The sequence below is a fragment of the Rehaibacterium terrae genome, assembly GCF_014202935.1.
GTDB lineage: Bacteria > Pseudomonadota > Gammaproteobacteria > Xanthomonadales > Xanthomonadaceae > Rehaibacterium > Rehaibacterium terrae.
On record NZ_JACHHX010000010.1, the window covers coordinates 75,396 to 89,936 of the forward strand.

Sequence of the window (14,541 nt, forward strand, 5' to 3'; positions counted from 1 at the left end):
GCCGGTCGGAACGAAGTTGCGTGCGGGTTAAACCACGCCGCCCGCGTCGCCTTCGGAAACCAGCGAGGCGCGCAGGTCGAGCACGGCCAGCGTGCCCCGGCCCGGCCCGGTCTCGATGTCCAGCCGCCAGCCCAGGTGCTCGCAGATGCGCCGGATCAGCTCCAGCCCGATCCCGGCGCCGACCCGCCATTCGCCGCGGCGCGCCAGCGCGGCGTAGATGCGGCCGACCTCCTCCGGCGTCATGCCCTGCCCCGGGTCGCGGATCCGCACCACCCCGGCCAGCTCCACCCGCAACTCGATGGTGCCGTGGTCGCTGTTCTCGATGGCGTTGCGCAGCAGGTTGCCGACCGCCACCTGCACCACCTGCAACGGCGCCGACAGCAACGTCGGCGCGAAGGGGCCGGCCTGCAGCCGCAACGCCTTGTCGCGGGTGAGATGCTCGTGGTCGAGCACGATCTCCGGCAGCAGCTCCTCCAGCCGGAATCGCTGATCGACGCTGGAGAGCCGCTTGGGTTCCTTGGCCAGCACCAGCAGCATGTCGATCAACTGCTCGACGCCGCGCGCGGTCTGGCGGATGCGGCGCAGCGGTGCCACGGCGGCGGCCGGCAAGTCGGGACGGGCGGCGATCAGCTCGGCGGCGCCGGCGATCACCGCGATCGGCGTGCGCAGCTCATGGCTGACGCTGTCCACGAATTCGCGCTCGCGGCGGACGAAGCGCTCGTGGCGCTCCAGGTACTGGTTCATCGCGCCGGCGATCGTGGCGATCTCGGCGGGCGCATCGTCGGTCAGCTCCAGCCGCTGACCGCGCTGGTCCGGCCGCAGCGCATCGACCGCCGCGGCCAACCGGGTGACCGGCCGCAACTGCCGGCCGGCCACGACCCAGGCCAGCACGGCGAGCAGACCGGCGGCCAGCAGCGAGCCACCGACCAGCAGCAGCAGGAGACGCCGCTCCTCGCGCTCGAGATCGCTGATGTCCAGCGTGAGATACACCCGCTCGTCGCCGATGTCGCGGACCAGCACGACCACTTCGTGGTCGTCGAGCGCGACTTCGTCGTGCAGGCCGGGCGGCAGGCGTTCCAGCGCCAACGGAAGATGCGCCGATGCGGTTTCACTGAGGGGACGGCGGTACAGGGCCAGCGTCTCGGTCTGTGGCCACTCGAAGCGCGGATCGGCTGCCCGGCGTGTCTGGAAGTAATCCAGCTCCGTTTCCAGCAGCGATCGCCAGACCGTGCGCTCGACCGCTTCGTTGACGATGTAGCCGTGCAGGAAGATCGCCGCTGCCATCAGCAAGGCGTAACCGAGCAGACCGGTGGCGATGCGGGCGCGCAGCGTGCGCCGGTTCATTCGGCGACCTCGGCGTGCTCGACGATGCGGTAGCCCGCCTTGGGGATGGTCTGGATCAGCTTGACGTCGAACGGCCCGTCGACCGCGCGGCGCAACTCGTACATGTGCGAGCGCAGCAGGTCGCCGTCGGGCGGGCTGTCCCCCCACAGCGCCTGTTCGAGCCGCTCGCGCGCGACCACCGCCGGTGAGGCGCGCATCAGTGCCTCCAGCAGTTTTCGGCAAGCCGGGTACAGGCGCAGCGGACGGCTGCCGCGCGTGACCTCCAGCGTCGCCAGGTCCAGTGTCAGGTCGGCCACCCGCAGCACGCGCTGGCGGCCCAGGCCACGGGCCCGTGCCAGCAGTGCCTCCAGCCGGACCTCCAGCTCGGGCAGCGCGAACGGTTTGGTCAGGTAGTCGTCGGCGCCGGCGCGGAAGCCGGCGATCTTGTCCGGCAACTCGTCGCGCGCGGTGAGCATGATCACCGGCGTGTCGCGGCCCAGCTCCTGGCGCAGCTTCTGCAGCAGCGTGCGGCCGTCCATCCGTGGCAGCATCCAGTCCAGCACGATGGCGTCGTAGTCGTGGCTGCCGGCCAGATGCAGCCCGGTGACGCCGTCGGGGGCGGCGTCGAGCTGATGGCCGCGCGCCTCGAAATAGTCGAACAGGTTGGCGACCAGGCTTCGATTGTCCTCGACGATCAGCAGGCGCACGCCGGCAGGCTCCCGTTGCGATCGGCACGATCTTGCGATTTTCTCCAGTTTGCCGCAGCCGGCGTCGGAGCACTGTCGTAAGCCATGCGACACGATTCCCACACCGGCCATGGCAAGCTGTCCGCCGGCCTTTCACCCCGCGCGCCCATGTCCCACCCGCTTCCGATCCGCCTGCCCGGCCTGCTGCTGCTCGCCCTGCTCGTGCTCGGAGCGGGGCTTGGCCTGCGCGACCCTTCGCCACCCGACGAGCCGCGCTTCGTGCTGGCCGCCAGGCACATGGTGGAAAGCGGGCAATGGGTGATCCCCCATCGCGGCAGCGAGCTGTACGCGCACAAGCCGGCCACCTTCATGTGGCTGCAGGCGGCCGCCTACCTGCTGGTGCACGACTGGCGGGTCGCTTTCCTGCTGCCCTCGCTGCTGGCCGCGCTGGGCACGCTGTGGCTGACCCATGACCTGACCCGCCGCCTGTACGGACGGCGGGCGGCGATATGGGCGGCACTCGGCCTGCTGGTGGTGCTGCAGTTCGGCCTGCAGGCCAAGCGCGCGCAGATCGACATGGTGCTGGTGTTCCTGACCACGCTGTCGATGTGGGGGCTGCTGCGCCACCTGCTGCGCGGGCCGGACTGGCCGGCCTTGTGGCTGGGCGGCTTCGCCGCCGGCTTGGGCACGGTCACCAAGGGCGTGGGCTTCCTGCCGCTGCTGGCCCTGATCCCCGCCATCTGGACCATGCGCGACGGTTGGCATGGCGGCGCGGGCTCGCGGCCGTCCGGGGCGCGCTGGTGGGGCCTGCCGCTGGCCTTCGTGCTCGGCACCGCCGTCTGGCTGGCGCCGATGCTGACCGTGGTACTGACCAGCGACGACCCGGCCCTGCACGCCTATGCCCGCGAGATCCTGCTCCGCCAGACCGGCGAGCGTTACGCCAACGCCTGGCACCACATCCAGCCGCCCTGGTACTACCTGCAGGTGATCTTCACGCTCTGGCTGCCCGGCGCGCTGCTGCTGCCTTGGCTGCTGCCGGCCTGGTGGCGGCGGCTGCGCCGACGCGATGCGCGCCTGCTGGTGCTGCTCGGCTGGGCGGTGCTGGTGCTGGCCTTCTTCAGCGCCAGCCCGGGCAAGCGTGAGGTCTACATCTTCCCCGCCCTGCCGCTGCTGTGCGTGGCTGCCGCGCCACTGCTGCCGGGCTTGATGCGACGGCGCGGCGTGCGGCTGACGCTGGCGGGCTACGCGCTGCTGTTGTCGCTGACGGCGCTGGCGCTGGGCGCAAGCGGTCTGCTCGCCGATCCGCGCTGGGCGCAACGGCTGGCGGAGGAACGCGCGCTCGACGCCGAAGCGCTGCGGATGCTGCTGCTCTGGCTGCTCGCGCTCGGTGTCGGCGGCCTGGTCCTGCTCGGCTGGAGCCGGCTGCGTCGCACCGGCACGGCGCTGGTGCTGTTCACCGCGCTGTTGTGGGTCGTCTACGGGCTCGGCCTGGCACCGGCGCTGGACGCCAGCAGTTCGGCCCGCGCACTGATGCAGCGGGTCGGCGAACGCATCGGTCCCGAGGCCGAACTCGGTCTGCTGGCCTGGCGCGAGCAGCACCTGCTGCAGGCCGACCGGCCGGCGCGGGATTTCGGTTTCGAGCGCCCCTGGGAAGACCAGTGGCACGATGCCGCCCGCTGGCTGGGTGAGCAACCGCAACGACGCTGGCTGTTCGTGCTCGACGAGGCACTGGGCGACTGCGTGGACCGTCAGCGCGCCGAGTTCATCGGCCGCTCCAACCGGCGCGACTGGTGGCTGGTCCCCGGGGATGCGGTCGTGCCGGACTGCAGGCCGGGTTTCGCCCCCCGCCCGCAAGGCGATGCCTCGCGCGATTAGCCGCGAAAGCGCCCTCAGCCGATGATACCGCCGCGCGTCAAGGCTGCCGGGTCGAGCAGCCTGCGCAGTTTCTTTTCGTCCAGTCCGGACATCTCCTTCGCCACCTCCAGTACCGGTCGACCCTCCAGGTAGGCCTTCCTGGCGATGGCCGCGCCCTTTTCGTAGCCGATGACCGGATTGAGCGCGGTCACCAGGATCGGATTGCGCGCCAGCGCGTCCCGCAGCCGGTCGTGCCGCACCCGGAAGCCGGCGATGGCGGCATCGGCGAGCCGGCGCGCGGCGTTGCCGAGCAGCCCGATCGACTGCAACAGGTTGTGGGCGATCACCGGCAGCATCACGTTGAGCTGGAAGTTGCCGCTGGCGCCGGCCAGGCTGATGGTCGCGTGCTGGCCCATCACCTGCGCGCAGACCATGCACACCGCCTCGGGGATCACCGGGTTGACCTTGCCCGGCATGATCGACGAGCCCGGCTGCAGTGCCGGCAGCTCGATCTCGCCCAGGCCAGCCAACGGGCCGGAATTCATCCAGCGCAGGTCGTTGGCGATCTTCATCAATGCCACGGCGAGCACGTTGAGCTGGCCGGACAGCTCCACCGCGCCGTCCTGCGCAGCGATGCCCTCGAACAGGTTGCCGGCGTTCTCGAACCGATGGCCGGACAACCTGCCCAGTGCCGCCACCGCGCGCCTGGCATAGCGGGGGTCGGTGTTGATGCCGGTGCCGACCGCGGTACCGCCCAGCGGCAACCGGCGCAGACGTTGCAGGCTGTCCTCGATGCGCACGATGGCCGAGCCGATCTGCGCCGACCAGGCCGACAGCTCCTGCCCGAAGGTCAGCGGCACCGCGTCCATCAGATGGGTGCGACCGGTCTTGACGACCTTGCCAAGCTGGCGGGCCCGGCGGTCGATGGTCTTGCGCAGATGCCGCAGCGCCGGCAGCAGCTGCTCCTGCGTGGCGAGGATGGCGGCGACCTGGATCGCGCTCGGGATCACGTCGTTCGAGCTCTGCCCGAGGTTGACGTGATCATTGGGATGCACCTTGCGCCGGGCGGCGCGCGCGGCCAGGGTGGCGATGACCTCGTTGGCGTTCATGTTCGAGGAGGTGCCCGAGCCGGTCTGGAACACATCGACCGGGAAATGCGCATCGTGGCGACCCTCGGCCACTTCCAGCGCAGCCTTGGCGATGGCCTTGGCGAGCGGCTTGGGCAACAGGCCGAGCTCGCCGTTGGCCTGCGCGGCGGCGGCCTTGATCAGGCCCAGCGCGCGGATGAATGCGCGCGGCATGCGCAGGCCGGAGATCGGAAAGTTCTCCACTGCGCGCTGCGTCTGCGCACCCCAGAGGGCGTCGGCGGGCACGCGCAGCTCCCCCATGGAGTCGCGCTCGATGCGGTAGGTCTGGCTCATGGCAGGCTCCTGCGGCGGCGATCCGGCAAGCATAGCGCCGACGCCGGCACGGCTCAGGGCGCGCGCCCCATCTGCGCCACTTCGGCGAGCAGACCCCAGGAGCGCAGCCCGCGCGGGCCGAGGTGGTGGGACACCAGCCCGCGCATCGCCTCGCGCAGCTCGCGCAGTTGCCCGGGTGGCGGCTCGCGGTCGGCGGCAAGCGCCAGCAGTGCCGCTCCGCTGACGCTGCCGGCGGCGAGCTGGCGATCGCGCAGCGCGCCGTGCTCGGGGTCGAGCCGGTAACGTGCGGCCGGGTCGAGCGGCTCGCCGAGGCTGTCGTGATCGAGCGGCGGCAGCACGCCCAGGGCGTCGAGCAGGTCGCGCTCGAAGCGCCGCAACGTCCATGCCAGCCCCGCATCCCCCAGCGCGGCCAGTGTGCGCCCGTAGCGATCGAACAGCGCCGGCAACGGATCGTGGCGCGGCAGCAGCCGCACCGCCAGCTCGTTGAGGTAGAAGCCGGCCAGCAACGCATCGCCTGCCAAGCCGAGCGGCGCGATCAGCGCCTCGGCGCGGTCCAGCCGCGCCAGCTCGCCGCGCAGATCGAGGTCGGTGCTGACCAGGCTGAACGGCTGCAATGCCGCCCGCAGCGGCTGTCGGCGCGGGCCGCGGATGCCGCGCGCCACCGCACCGACACGGCCATGATCACGGGTGAACAGCTCCACCAGCGCACTGGTCTCGCGCCAGGGACGGACATGCAGGATCCAGGCGGGTTGGGAGGCGATGCGCATTCTCGGGACTCGGGACTCGGGACTCGGGAAAGAACATCGAGGCATCGTCATCCCGGCGAAAGCCGGGATGACGGCAAGGCGTCTCCGCCCTCGGCCCCCTGCCCTCAAGCCTACTCGGCGTAGCCGAACTGCCGCAGCGCCGACTCGTCGTCCGACCAGCCCTCGCGCACCTTGCACCAGAGCTTGAGGAAGACCTTGCGGCCGAACAGTTTCTGCATGCCTTCGCGGGCGCCGGTGCCGATGGCCTTCAGGCGCCGACCGCCCTCGCCGATCACGATCGGTTTCTGCCCGGCGCGCTCGACCCAGATCACCGCGGCGATGCGCAGCAGCTCGCCATCCTCCTCGAAGGACTCGATCTCGACCGTGGTCGAATACGGCACCTCCTCGCCCAGCCGCAGCATGAGCTGCTCGCGCACCAGCTCGGCGGCGAGGAAGCGCTCGCTGCGGTCGGTGATCTCGTCCTCGCCGTACAGCGGCGGCGACTCGGGCATCAGTCCGATCAGCGTGTCGGCCAGCTCGCGCAGGCCCTTGCCCTTGAGCGCGGACAGCGGATGCACGGCGGCGAACTCGCGCTCGCGGGTGTGCTCGGCGATGAACGGCAGCAGCGCGGTCTTGTCCTTGAGACGGTCGACCTTGTTGATCACCAGCACGCAGGGCACGCCGGCGTCGCGCAGGGCGGCGTAGGCCAGACCGTCTTCGTCCGTCCAGCGGCCGGCCTCGATCACCAGCACGGCGGCATCCACGTCGGTGAGCGCGCCGCGGGCGGCACGGTTCATGTAGCGGTTCATCGCCCGCGACTGTTTGGCGTGGATGCCGGGGGTGTCGACCAGGAGCAATTGGCCGTGCTCGAAGGTGGCGATGCCAAGCAGGCGGTGGCGCGTGGTCTGCGCCTTGGGCGAGACGATGCTGACCTTGACCCCGACCAGGGCGTTGACCAGGGTGGACTTGCCGACGTTCGGTCGGCCGATGACGGCGACATGGCCGGCGCGGTAGGGAGCGGGCATGTGCGGATTCTAGCCGAGTGGCCACGCAATGCGTGGGCTCAGCTGTCTTCGAGCAGCGCCAGCACGCGCTCGGCGGCAGCCTGCTCGGCAGCGCGGCGCGAGCTGCCCTCGCCCTCGCAGGCGCACTCGGGCCTGCTCAGTTCGCAGCGGACGCGGAACAGCTTGTCGTGGTCCTCACCGATGGCCTCGATCAGCGTGTAGACCGGCAGCGGATACTGCCGTCCCTGCAACCATTCCTGCAGGCGGGTCTTGGCATCCTTGCCGACCTTGCCGACCGGGAGCGTGGCGATGGCCGGCTCGAACCAGGGCAGCACCACGGCTTTGCAGGCCTCGAATCCGGCATCGAGATAAATGGCGCCGACGACCGCCTCCAGCGCATCGGCCAGGATCGAGTCGCGCCGGTGCCCGCCGCTCTTGAGTTCGCCGGGCCCCAGGTGAAGGCGCTCGCCGATGCGCAGGCTGCGGGCGATGTCGGCCAGCGAGGCCTCGCAGACCAGGTGCGCACGGGCACGGGTCAGGGTGCCCTCGTCGGCTCGCGTCCAGCGCGTGTACAGCGCCTCGGCCACGATCAGGTTGACCAGCGAATCGCCGAGGAACTCCAACCGTTCGTTGTGCTGCGGACCGGCGCTGCGATGGGTCAGCGCCTGCCGCAGCAGTCCGGGGTCGGCGAACCGGTGGCCGAAGACGTCAGCCGCCGCCACCGCGCGTCAGGTCCACGGTCCGGTCGAAGCTGGCGACGAAGTCCAGGTTGTAGAACAACGGGCCGCGCACTTCGTACTTGACGTTGAGCCGATAGCCGCTGGAATCGCGGGTGATCTTGATGTGTTCGCGCTTGACGCTCTCGACGTAGCCGATGTTGAAGCGGCGGTCGAGCAGGTCGCGCACCCGGTTTGGCTCCATGTTGGCGACGCCCGGCTCGGCGGCGACGCCCTTCATGGCGCTGACCACGTTGTAGTACTCGACGTACACAGGCACCAGCCGCATCGCCAGGTAGGCGAAGAAGCCGACCACGGCCATCACGATGATGAAGCCGATCAGGGTGATGCCGCGCTGCTTGGTTTGCATGTTCCCCTTCATGTCGCTCCCCTTGGCTGGGCCACCTGGGCGTGAGCTTAGCGGATGACCGTGCCGATGCGGGAGAAGTCGATCCCGCCGGCGCGGCTGTCCCAGTTCATCCACACCACGAACGCCTTGCCGACCAGGTTCTCCTCCGGCACGAAACCCCAGAACCGGCTGTCCTCGCTATTATCCCGATTGTCGCCCATGACGAAATAATGCCCCTCGGGCACGCGCCAGCTGCCGTCGCCGCGGATGAAGGCCGGGGTATTGTCGCGCTGCAGGATCTGATGCTCGCGCCCGCCCAGCCGCTCGCGCTGGAGCAGCGCACCGGTCATGTCGCGGCCGCTGCCGACGCCGATGTAGCGGCCGACCGGCTCGGTCGCGACCGGTTCGCCGTTGATGTAGATGGTCTTGTCGCGATAGGCGATCTGGTCGCCCGGCAGGCCGACGATCCGCTTGATGTAGTCCTGGCGCGGATTGACCGGGTAGCGGAACACCACCACGTCGCCGCGCTCGGGCTGCCCCAGCGGCACGATCTTGGTGTGGGTCACCGGCAGACGCAGGCCGTAGGCGAACTTGTTGACCAGGATGAAGTCGCCGATCAGCAGGGTGGGCATCATCGAGCTGGACGGTATGCGGAACGGCTCGGCGATGAACGACCGCACCAGCAGCACGATGAAGATGACCGGGAACAGCGAGCGGGCGTACTCGACGACGACCGGCTCCCTGGCCTCGCCCCTGGCCATGCGCGCCGCACGGCGCTTGGCGAACAGCAACCGGTCGAACAGCCAGATGCCGCCGGTCAGGGCCGACAGCAGTACCAGGACGGTGGCGAAATCTACGCTCACGAGTGCTCCTTGGGAGCCGGGTATGGAATACGGAAAAAAAACCGGAAACCGGCGACCGGGAATCGGAAATCGGAAATCGGAAGCCGGAGAGCCCGACGACGGCAGCGCATGCGTGGCGATATGCCTGCCGGCCTCCGATACCGCACTCCCGACTCCCGGCTACTTGTCCACCTGCAATACCGCCAGGAAGGCCTCCTGCGGGATTTCCACGCGGCCGACCTGCTTCATCCGCTTCTTGCCTTCCTTCTGCTTTTCGAGGAGCTTCTTCTTGCGGGTGATGTCGCCACCATAGCATTTGGCCAGCACGTTCTTGCGCAGCGCCTTGACCGTGGTGCGGGCGATGATCTGCGAGCCGATCGCCGCCTGGATGGCCACGTCGAACATCTGCCGCGGGATCAGTTCGCGCATCTTCTCGGCGATCTCGCGGCCGCGGCGGTCGGCATTGGCGCGATGGCAGATGATCGACAGCGCATCGACCTTGTCGCCGTTGATCAGGATGTCCACACGCACGAACGGACCCGCCTGGAAGCGCAGGAAGTGGTAATCCAGCGAGGCGTAGCCGCGCGACACCGACTTGAGCTTGTCGAAGAAATCCAGCACCACCTCGGCCATCGGCAGCTCGTAGCTGATCTGAACCTGGCTGCCCATGTAGTTGATGCCGATCTGGCTGCCGCGCTTCTCCTCGCACAGGGTGATCACGTTGCCCACGTAATCGGGCGGCGTGAGGATGTTGGCGCGGATGATCGGCTCGCGGATCTCCTCGATCCTGTTCGCCGGCGGCAGCTTGGCCGGGTTGTCCAGCGGCATCGTGGTGCCGTCGGTCAGCAGCACCTCGTAGACCACGGTCGGCGCGGTGGTGACCAGGTCGAGGTCGTACTCGCGCTCCAGCCGCTCCTGCACGATCTCCATGTGCAGCATGCCGAGGAAGCCGCAGCGGAAGCCGAAGCCCATCGCCTCGGAGCTTTCCGGCTCGAACTGCAGCGCGGCATCGTTCAGGCGCAGCTTTTCCAGCGCCTCGCGCAGCGCCGGATAGTCGTCGGCCACCACCGGGAACAGGCCGGCGAAGACACGCGGCTGCATCTGCTGGAAACCGGGCAGCGGCTTGTCGGCCGGCGCCGAAGCCAGCGTGAGCGTGTCGCCCACCGGTGCGCCGTGCACGTCCTTGATCGAGGCGGTGAGCCAGCCCACCTCACCCGGCAGCAGCGCATCCTTCACCAGCCGCTTGGGCGTGAACACGCCGACCTTGTCGACCTGGTGGGTACGGCCGGTGGACATCACCAGGATCTTGTCGCCGGGCCTGATCTCGCCCTGCATCACCCGCACCAGCGAGACCACGCCCAGGTAGTTGTCGAACCACGAGTCGATGATCAGCGCCTGCAGCCGGTCGGTATCGCGCGGCTTGGGCGGCGGGATGCGGGCGACGATGGCCTCCAGCACGTCGGTGACGCCCTGGCCGGTCTTGGCGCTGATCGGAATCGCGTCGGCGGCGTCGATGCCGATCACCGCCTCGATCTCGTCCTTCACGCGGTCGATGTCGGCGGTGGGCAGGTCGATCTTGTTGAGCACCGGGACCACTTCCAGCCCCTGCTCCACCGCGGTGTAGCAGTTGGCGACCGACTGCGCCTCCACGCCCTGGGCGGCATCGACCACCAGCAGCGCGCCCTCGCAGGCGGCCAGCGAGCGGCTGACCTCGTAGCTGAAGTCGACATGGCCCGGGGTGTCGATGAAGTTGAGCTGGTAGACCTGCCCGTCGCGTGCCTTGTACGGCAACGACACCGACTGCGCCTTGATGGTGATGCCGCGCTCGCGCTCGATCGGATTGGAGTCGAGCACCTGGGCTTCCATTTCGCGCTCGGCCAGGCCGCCGCAGATCTGGATGATGCGGTCGGCCAGCGTGGACTTGCCGTGATCCACGTGAGCGATGATCGAAAAGTTTCGGATGTGTTGCATTGCGAAGGGCGCGGCCGCCGGCCTGGAGGGTCGTGGTAAACGGGGCATTATCGCACGGCCGGGACCGGGACCGAGCCCGGCCCTGACCCCGGCTTGCCGCGGCGGGTAGGCGCGGAGCCGCCGTGGCGGCCCCGCGCCGATGCGCTCAGCCGTCCCCGCGCGGGGTCACGGCGATGAAGCTGGTCTGGCCGTCGCGGCGCACCAGCAGCATCACCGCGTCGCCGGCCTTCACGCCCTCGGTGGCCTTGGCGAACGCCGCCGCACTGCCGACCGCGGTGCGGCCGACCATCAGGATCACGTCGCCCGGTTGCAGGCCGGCGCGGCGCGCCGCCAGCCCGGTGACCTGCGACACCAGCACGCCCTCGTCGGCCTTCAGGCCGAGCTCCTGTCGCTGCTCGGCGGTCAGGTCCTCCACCACCAGCCCGAGTAGGCCGCCGCTGGCGCTGGCCGGCGGGCCGCCGGCACCGGCGGTGGACTCGGGCGCGCTCAGCTCGCCGAGCACCACGTCCAGCGTCCGCTCCTTGCCATCGCGCAGCAGGCGCAGCTTGACGCGGGTACCCGGTGCGGTGGCGCCGACCAGCGGCGGCAGGTCGCTGGAGCGCAGGATCTCCTGCCCGTTGAACTCCAGGATGACGTCCTGACGGCGGATGCCGGCCTTGTCCGCCGGGCTGCCGGGCACCACGTCGGCAACCAGCGCCCCGGCCGAGCGCTCCAGGCCGAGACTGCGGGCAAAGTCACGGGTGACATCCTGGATCTGCACGCCGAGCTGGCCACGGCGCACGCGCCCGCTTTCCCTGATCTGGCGGGCGGCGTTCATCGCCACGTCGATCGGGATGGCGAAGCTCACGCCCATGAAGCCGCCGGTGTTGGAGAAGATCTGCGAGTTGATGCCGACCACCTCGCCATCGGTGTTGAGCAGCGGCCCGCCGGAGTTGCCGCGGTTGATGGCGACGTCGGTCTGGATGAACGGCACATACTGCTGGCTCTGGTCCAGACTGCGGCGGCCGGTGGCGGAAACGATGCCGGCGGTGACGGTGTTGTCGAGGTAGCCGAACGGCGAGCCGATCGCGACCACCCACTGACCGGCCTTGAGCTTGCTGGAGTCGCCGATCGGCAGGGTCGGCAGGCCGCGTGCCTGGATCTTGAGCAGGGCCACGTCGGACAGCGGATCGCTGCCGACCACCTTGGCCTCGAACTCGCGGCGGTCGGGCAGGCGCACGATCACCTGGTCGGCGCCGTCGACGACGTGATGGTTGGTGAGCACCTCGCCATCGGCCGAGATGATGAAGCCCGAGCCGGTCGAAGTGCGGTCGCGCGGCTGCACCGGCATGCCGGGCTGGCCGAAGAAGCGGCGGAACAGCTCGGGGATATCTTCCTCCGGAATGTTCTGGCCGCGGCGCAGGGCGGCCTCGGCGGTACGGGTGGCCTCGATGTTGACCACCGCCGGGCTGCTGCGCTCGACCAGCGCAGTGAAGTCGGGCAGCTTCGCCGCCTGGGCGACGGCAACCACGGCAAACAGGGACAGCGTGAGGAACGCGCGTTTGATCGTAGGCATGGGGATGCGGGGGAAATGCATGTTCAACGGGAACTCCTTTCCTCGGATGTGGGGCCGGCGGCCGCGGAGACAAGCCGCAGCCGCGGCACGGGAACCATACGCATGGCGCGGCGAAGCGCGACCCAGGTTCCGGCGACGATGCCGGCCAGCGTGAGCGGGTCGTGCGGCCAGCCGCCCGCCAGGGCCAGGCCATGGCCGGCGACAGCGCCCAGCAGCAGGCCGGCCAGCGCGTGACCGTAGCCGGCGAAGGCGGCGCGGCGCAACGCGTCGTCGTCGAGGCTCAGCAGCACCCGGTCGCCCGGCCGCAGACGCAGGCCGGGAGGCTCCGGCAGGCGAAGCTCGCCTGCCAGATCGGCACGGAACAGATCACAACGACCGCCACAGCCGGTGCTGCAGCCGCTGCAGGGGCCGGCCAGCGGCTGCAGATGCAGCTCGCCGGCCGCACAGGCGACGACGATGGCCTCGCGTTCAGCCACCGGGAGCGGAAAGCCGTGACGGTGCCGAACCGGTCACGCCGTCGGCGAAGCGCTCGATCGTCGCCGCCGGCACCTTGCCGATCACGAAAACCCGATGCCCCTCCATCCGCCGCGCCCGCGCATGCACGGCCCCGGCCCGGGTGGAGACTTCACGGACGGGGGCGCTGCCGAGTGGCTCGACATAGACCGAAACGCTGGCCAGTCCATCGCTGAACACCAGGTGCTCGCCCTCGGCGCTGACCTGGTGGCGGCGCAGGGTGAAGCCGGGCGGTGGATCGGCGACGCGCCAGGCGCCGGCAGCGTCCTTGCGCGTCTGCGGCGCGCGGATGGTCGTGGTCTGGCCGGCCGCGCTGGGCCGCAGGTCGGCGGCGGCCGGCGCGCGGCCGAGTTCGATCTCGGTGAAAGCCAGCTGCTCCAGCGCCTCGCCGTTGCCGCCATGCAGCGACACCCGGAGCGGCAGCCCGGTGCCGGTGTCCAGCCACAGCCGGTAGCCATAGCGGTAGCCATCGCGCGGCAGCAGCTCCACCACCACGGTCTCGCGCCCGGCGATGCGTTCGTCACGCGGCCCCAGCCGCACGGCATAGTCACTCAGTCGCCCCTGACGGGCGGCATCGGCGACGGGGCGCAGGCCGGACAGGCTGCCGTTGTCGAACACCAGCGGCGCCGGCGCGGTGCCGATGCAGGTGACGGTGGCACCATCGCGGACCACCTCGCGCGGCTGACCGGTCAACGCGACGATGCGCTCGCGGTCCTCGCGCGCGGAATGAAACACCCGCAGCGTCTCGATGTGCCCACCCTCGACGTAGACCAGCGTGCCCTGATAGTCGGTGGCGGTCAGCGCCTGCGCCATGCGTTCCAGCCACTGCCCGGCATCCTGTGCCGGCGCCGGGGTCGCCAGCGCGAACAGGGACAGCAGGCCGGCACGCCAGCGCATCAGCGATCACCCCCTTCCTGCGTCCAGCCGGCACGGTGCAGCACGGCGCGGCCGCGCGGGTGCGCAAGCACATCGACGTAGGGCGCCAGCTCGCCCAGCCCGCTCTGCCGCAGCAGGGACTGGTGGCGGATGAGATAGGCCTGCAATTCGGGGTCCAGGCCCTGCTCGAAGACGACCGCCTCGGTCGCGAGCACCGGGCCGCGCTGGCTGATCGCCACCGGCTGCGCCGGTGCGGCGAAGCGTGGCCGCAGATCGTATTCGGTCAGATCGGAGGCCGCATTCAGCCGCCCCGGCATCGCCGCGGCGACCTGTTCGGCCGGCGTCGGCGCCGGCTGCGGCGACACCGTGAGCAGTGCCGCCAGCGCCACCGAGGCGGCGATCGCGCCGCCGCCGACCCAGCGCAGCAGCTTCGGCAGACGCCGGCCATGCGGCACCGGCTCGCCATCGAGCGTCGCCGCCACACGCTCGGCGAACCCGGCCGGCATAGGCCGCAGCTCGCTGCGACGCAGGCAGGACGAGGCCAGTTGCCAGCGCTCCCAAGTGGCGCGCAGCGCCGGATCACGCTCGAGACGCCGGAGCAGGAAACGGGCCCGGTCCGGCGGCAACTCGCCGTCGAGCAGCGCGGAAAGGTCGTTCTCGATGGTGTCGGTGATGTCGGTCATGA

General features: G+C 70.1%; 14 protein-coding genes. 1 reads left to right on the top strand and 13 read right to left on the bottom strand.

Translation table 11 applies throughout. The features are described 5' to 3' along the window. Nucleotides 1–27: 27 nt before the first annotated feature. Nucleotides 28–1,344, bottom strand: a complete 1,317-nt coding sequence (locus HNQ58_RS08300) for a sensor histidine kinase (RefSeq protein WP_183948437.1) — start codon at nt 1,342–1,344, stop codon at nt 28–30. Next, complete coding sequence (locus HNQ58_RS08305; protein WP_183948438.1) at nt 1,341–2,030, bottom strand: response regulator; 690 nt, start codon at nt 2,028–2,030, stop codon at nt 1,341–1,343. The genes HNQ58_RS08300 and HNQ58_RS08305 overlap by 4 nt, the downstream gene beginning before the upstream one ends. Before the next feature lie 147 nt (nt 2,031–2,177). Between HNQ58_RS08305 and HNQ58_RS08310 the strand changes: the two genes are divergently transcribed. Next, nucleotides 2,178–3,884 (top strand): ArnT family glycosyltransferase, encoded by a 1,707-nt coding sequence (locus tag HNQ58_RS08310; RefSeq protein WP_183948439.1) that lies wholly within the window; start codon nt 2,178–2,180, stop codon nt 3,882–3,884. A gap of 14 nt (nt 3,885–3,898) precedes the next feature. On the opposite strand, the gene HNQ58_RS08315 is transcribed toward HNQ58_RS08310, so the two are convergent. The 11 genes from HNQ58_RS08315 to HNQ58_RS08365 all read right to left on the bottom strand — a co-directional run bounded on the left by HNQ58_RS08315 (nt 3,899) and on the right by HNQ58_RS08365 (nt 14,539). After that, nucleotides 3,899–5,284, bottom strand: coding sequence for a class II fumarate hydratase (locus HNQ58_RS08315; RefSeq protein WP_183948440.1), 1,386 nt, complete (start codon nt 5,282–5,284; stop codon nt 3,899–3,901). Nucleotides 5,285–5,337: 53 nt separating this feature from the next. Further along, the gene (recO, locus tag HNQ58_RS08320; RefSeq protein WP_183948441.1) at nt 5,338–6,051 is read right to left on the bottom strand and encodes a DNA repair protein RecO; all 714 of its coding nucleotides are present in this window, start codon (nt 6,049–6,051) and stop codon (nt 5,338–5,340) included. 110 nt (nt 6,052–6,161) lie between these two features. Then, the gene (era, locus tag HNQ58_RS08325) at nt 6,162–7,055 is read right to left on the bottom strand and encodes a GTPase Era (RefSeq protein WP_183948442.1); all 894 of its coding nucleotides are present in this window, start codon (nt 7,053–7,055) and stop codon (nt 6,162–6,164) included. 38 nt (nt 7,056–7,093) lie between these two features. Continuing rightward, nucleotides 7,094–7,756, bottom strand: a complete 663-nt coding sequence (gene rnc, locus HNQ58_RS08330) for a ribonuclease III (RefSeq protein WP_183948443.1) — start codon at nt 7,754–7,756, stop codon at nt 7,094–7,096. Continuing rightward, the gene (locus HNQ58_RS08335; protein ID WP_183948444.1) at nt 7,743–8,120 is read right to left on the bottom strand and encodes a DUF4845 domain-containing protein; all 378 of its coding nucleotides are present in this window, start codon (nt 8,118–8,120) and stop codon (nt 7,743–7,745) included. Before HNQ58_RS08335 ends, rnc begins: the two co-directional genes overlap by 14 nt. Before the next feature lie 47 nt (nt 8,121–8,167). Further along, nucleotides 8,168–8,962, bottom strand: coding sequence for a signal peptidase I (lepB, locus tag HNQ58_RS08340; RefSeq protein WP_183948445.1), 795 nt, complete (start codon nt 8,960–8,962; stop codon nt 8,168–8,170). A gap of 159 nt (nt 8,963–9,121) precedes the next feature. Continuing rightward, nucleotides 9,122–10,912: a translation elongation factor 4 gene (gene lepA, locus HNQ58_RS08345; protein ID WP_183948446.1), complete on the bottom strand. Its 1,791-nt coding sequence runs from the start codon at nt 10,910–10,912 to the stop codon at nt 9,122–9,124. Nucleotides 10,913–11,057: 145 nt separating this feature from the next. Next, complete coding sequence (locus HNQ58_RS08350; RefSeq protein ID WP_221301221.1) at nt 11,058–12,467, bottom strand: DegQ family serine endoprotease; 1,410 nt, start codon at nt 12,465–12,467, stop codon at nt 11,058–11,060. Between the two features lie 23 nt (nt 12,468–12,490). After that, nucleotides 12,491–12,943, bottom strand: a complete 453-nt coding sequence (locus HNQ58_RS08355) for a SoxR reducing system RseC family protein (RefSeq protein ID WP_183948448.1) — start codon at nt 12,941–12,943, stop codon at nt 12,491–12,493. After that, complete coding sequence (locus HNQ58_RS08360) at nt 12,936–13,877, bottom strand: MucB/RseB C-terminal domain-containing protein (RefSeq protein WP_183948449.1); 942 nt, start codon at nt 13,875–13,877, stop codon at nt 12,936–12,938. Before HNQ58_RS08360 ends, HNQ58_RS08355 begins: the two co-directional genes overlap by 8 nt. Next, nucleotides 13,877–14,539: a sigma-E factor negative regulatory protein gene (locus tag HNQ58_RS08365; protein ID WP_183948450.1), complete on the bottom strand. Its 663-nt coding sequence runs from the start codon at nt 14,537–14,539 to the stop codon at nt 13,877–13,879. The genes HNQ58_RS08360 and HNQ58_RS08365 overlap by 1 nt, the downstream gene beginning before the upstream one ends. Nucleotides 14,540–14,541: the final 2 nt, after the last annotated feature.

Excerpts from the sequence above, each read along its gene's own strand:
- HNQ58_RS08300 (WP_183948437.1), bottom strand. The coding sequence starts at position 1,344 with ATGAACCGGCGCACGCTGCGCGCCCGCATCGCCACCGGTCTGCTCGGT.
- HNQ58_RS08310 (WP_183948439.1), top strand. The coding sequence starts at position 2,178 with ATGTCCCACCCGCTTCCGATCCGCCTGCCCGGCCTGCTGCTGCTCGCC.
- HNQ58_RS08315 (WP_183948440.1), bottom strand. The coding sequence starts at position 5,284 with ATGAGCCAGACCTACCGCATCGAGCGCGACTCCATGGGGGAGCTGCGC.
- recO (WP_183948441.1), bottom strand. The coding sequence starts at position 6,051 with ATGCGCATCGCCTCCCAACCCGCCTGGATCCTGCATGTCCGTCCCTGG.
- era (WP_183948442.1), bottom strand. The coding sequence starts at position 7,055 with ATGCCCGCTCCCTACCGCGCCGGCCATGTCGCCGTCATCGGCCGACCG.
- HNQ58_RS08335 (WP_183948444.1), bottom strand. The coding sequence starts at position 8,120 with ATGCAAACCAAGCAGCGCGGCATCACCCTGATCGGCTTCATCATCGTG.
- lepA (WP_183948446.1), bottom strand. The coding sequence starts at position 10,912 with ATGCAACACATCCGAAACTTTTCGATCATCGCTCACGTGGATCACGGC.
- HNQ58_RS08350 (WP_221301221.1), bottom strand. The coding sequence starts at position 12,467 with ATGCCTACGATCAAACGCGCGTTCCTCACGCTGTCCCTGTTTGCCGTG.
- HNQ58_RS08360 (WP_183948449.1), bottom strand. The coding sequence starts at position 13,877 with ATGCGCTGGCGTGCCGGCCTGCTGTCCCTGTTCGCGCTGGCGACCCCG.
- HNQ58_RS08365 (WP_183948450.1), bottom strand. The coding sequence starts at position 14,539 with ATGACCGACATCACCGACACCATCGAGAACGACCTTTCCGCGCTGCTC.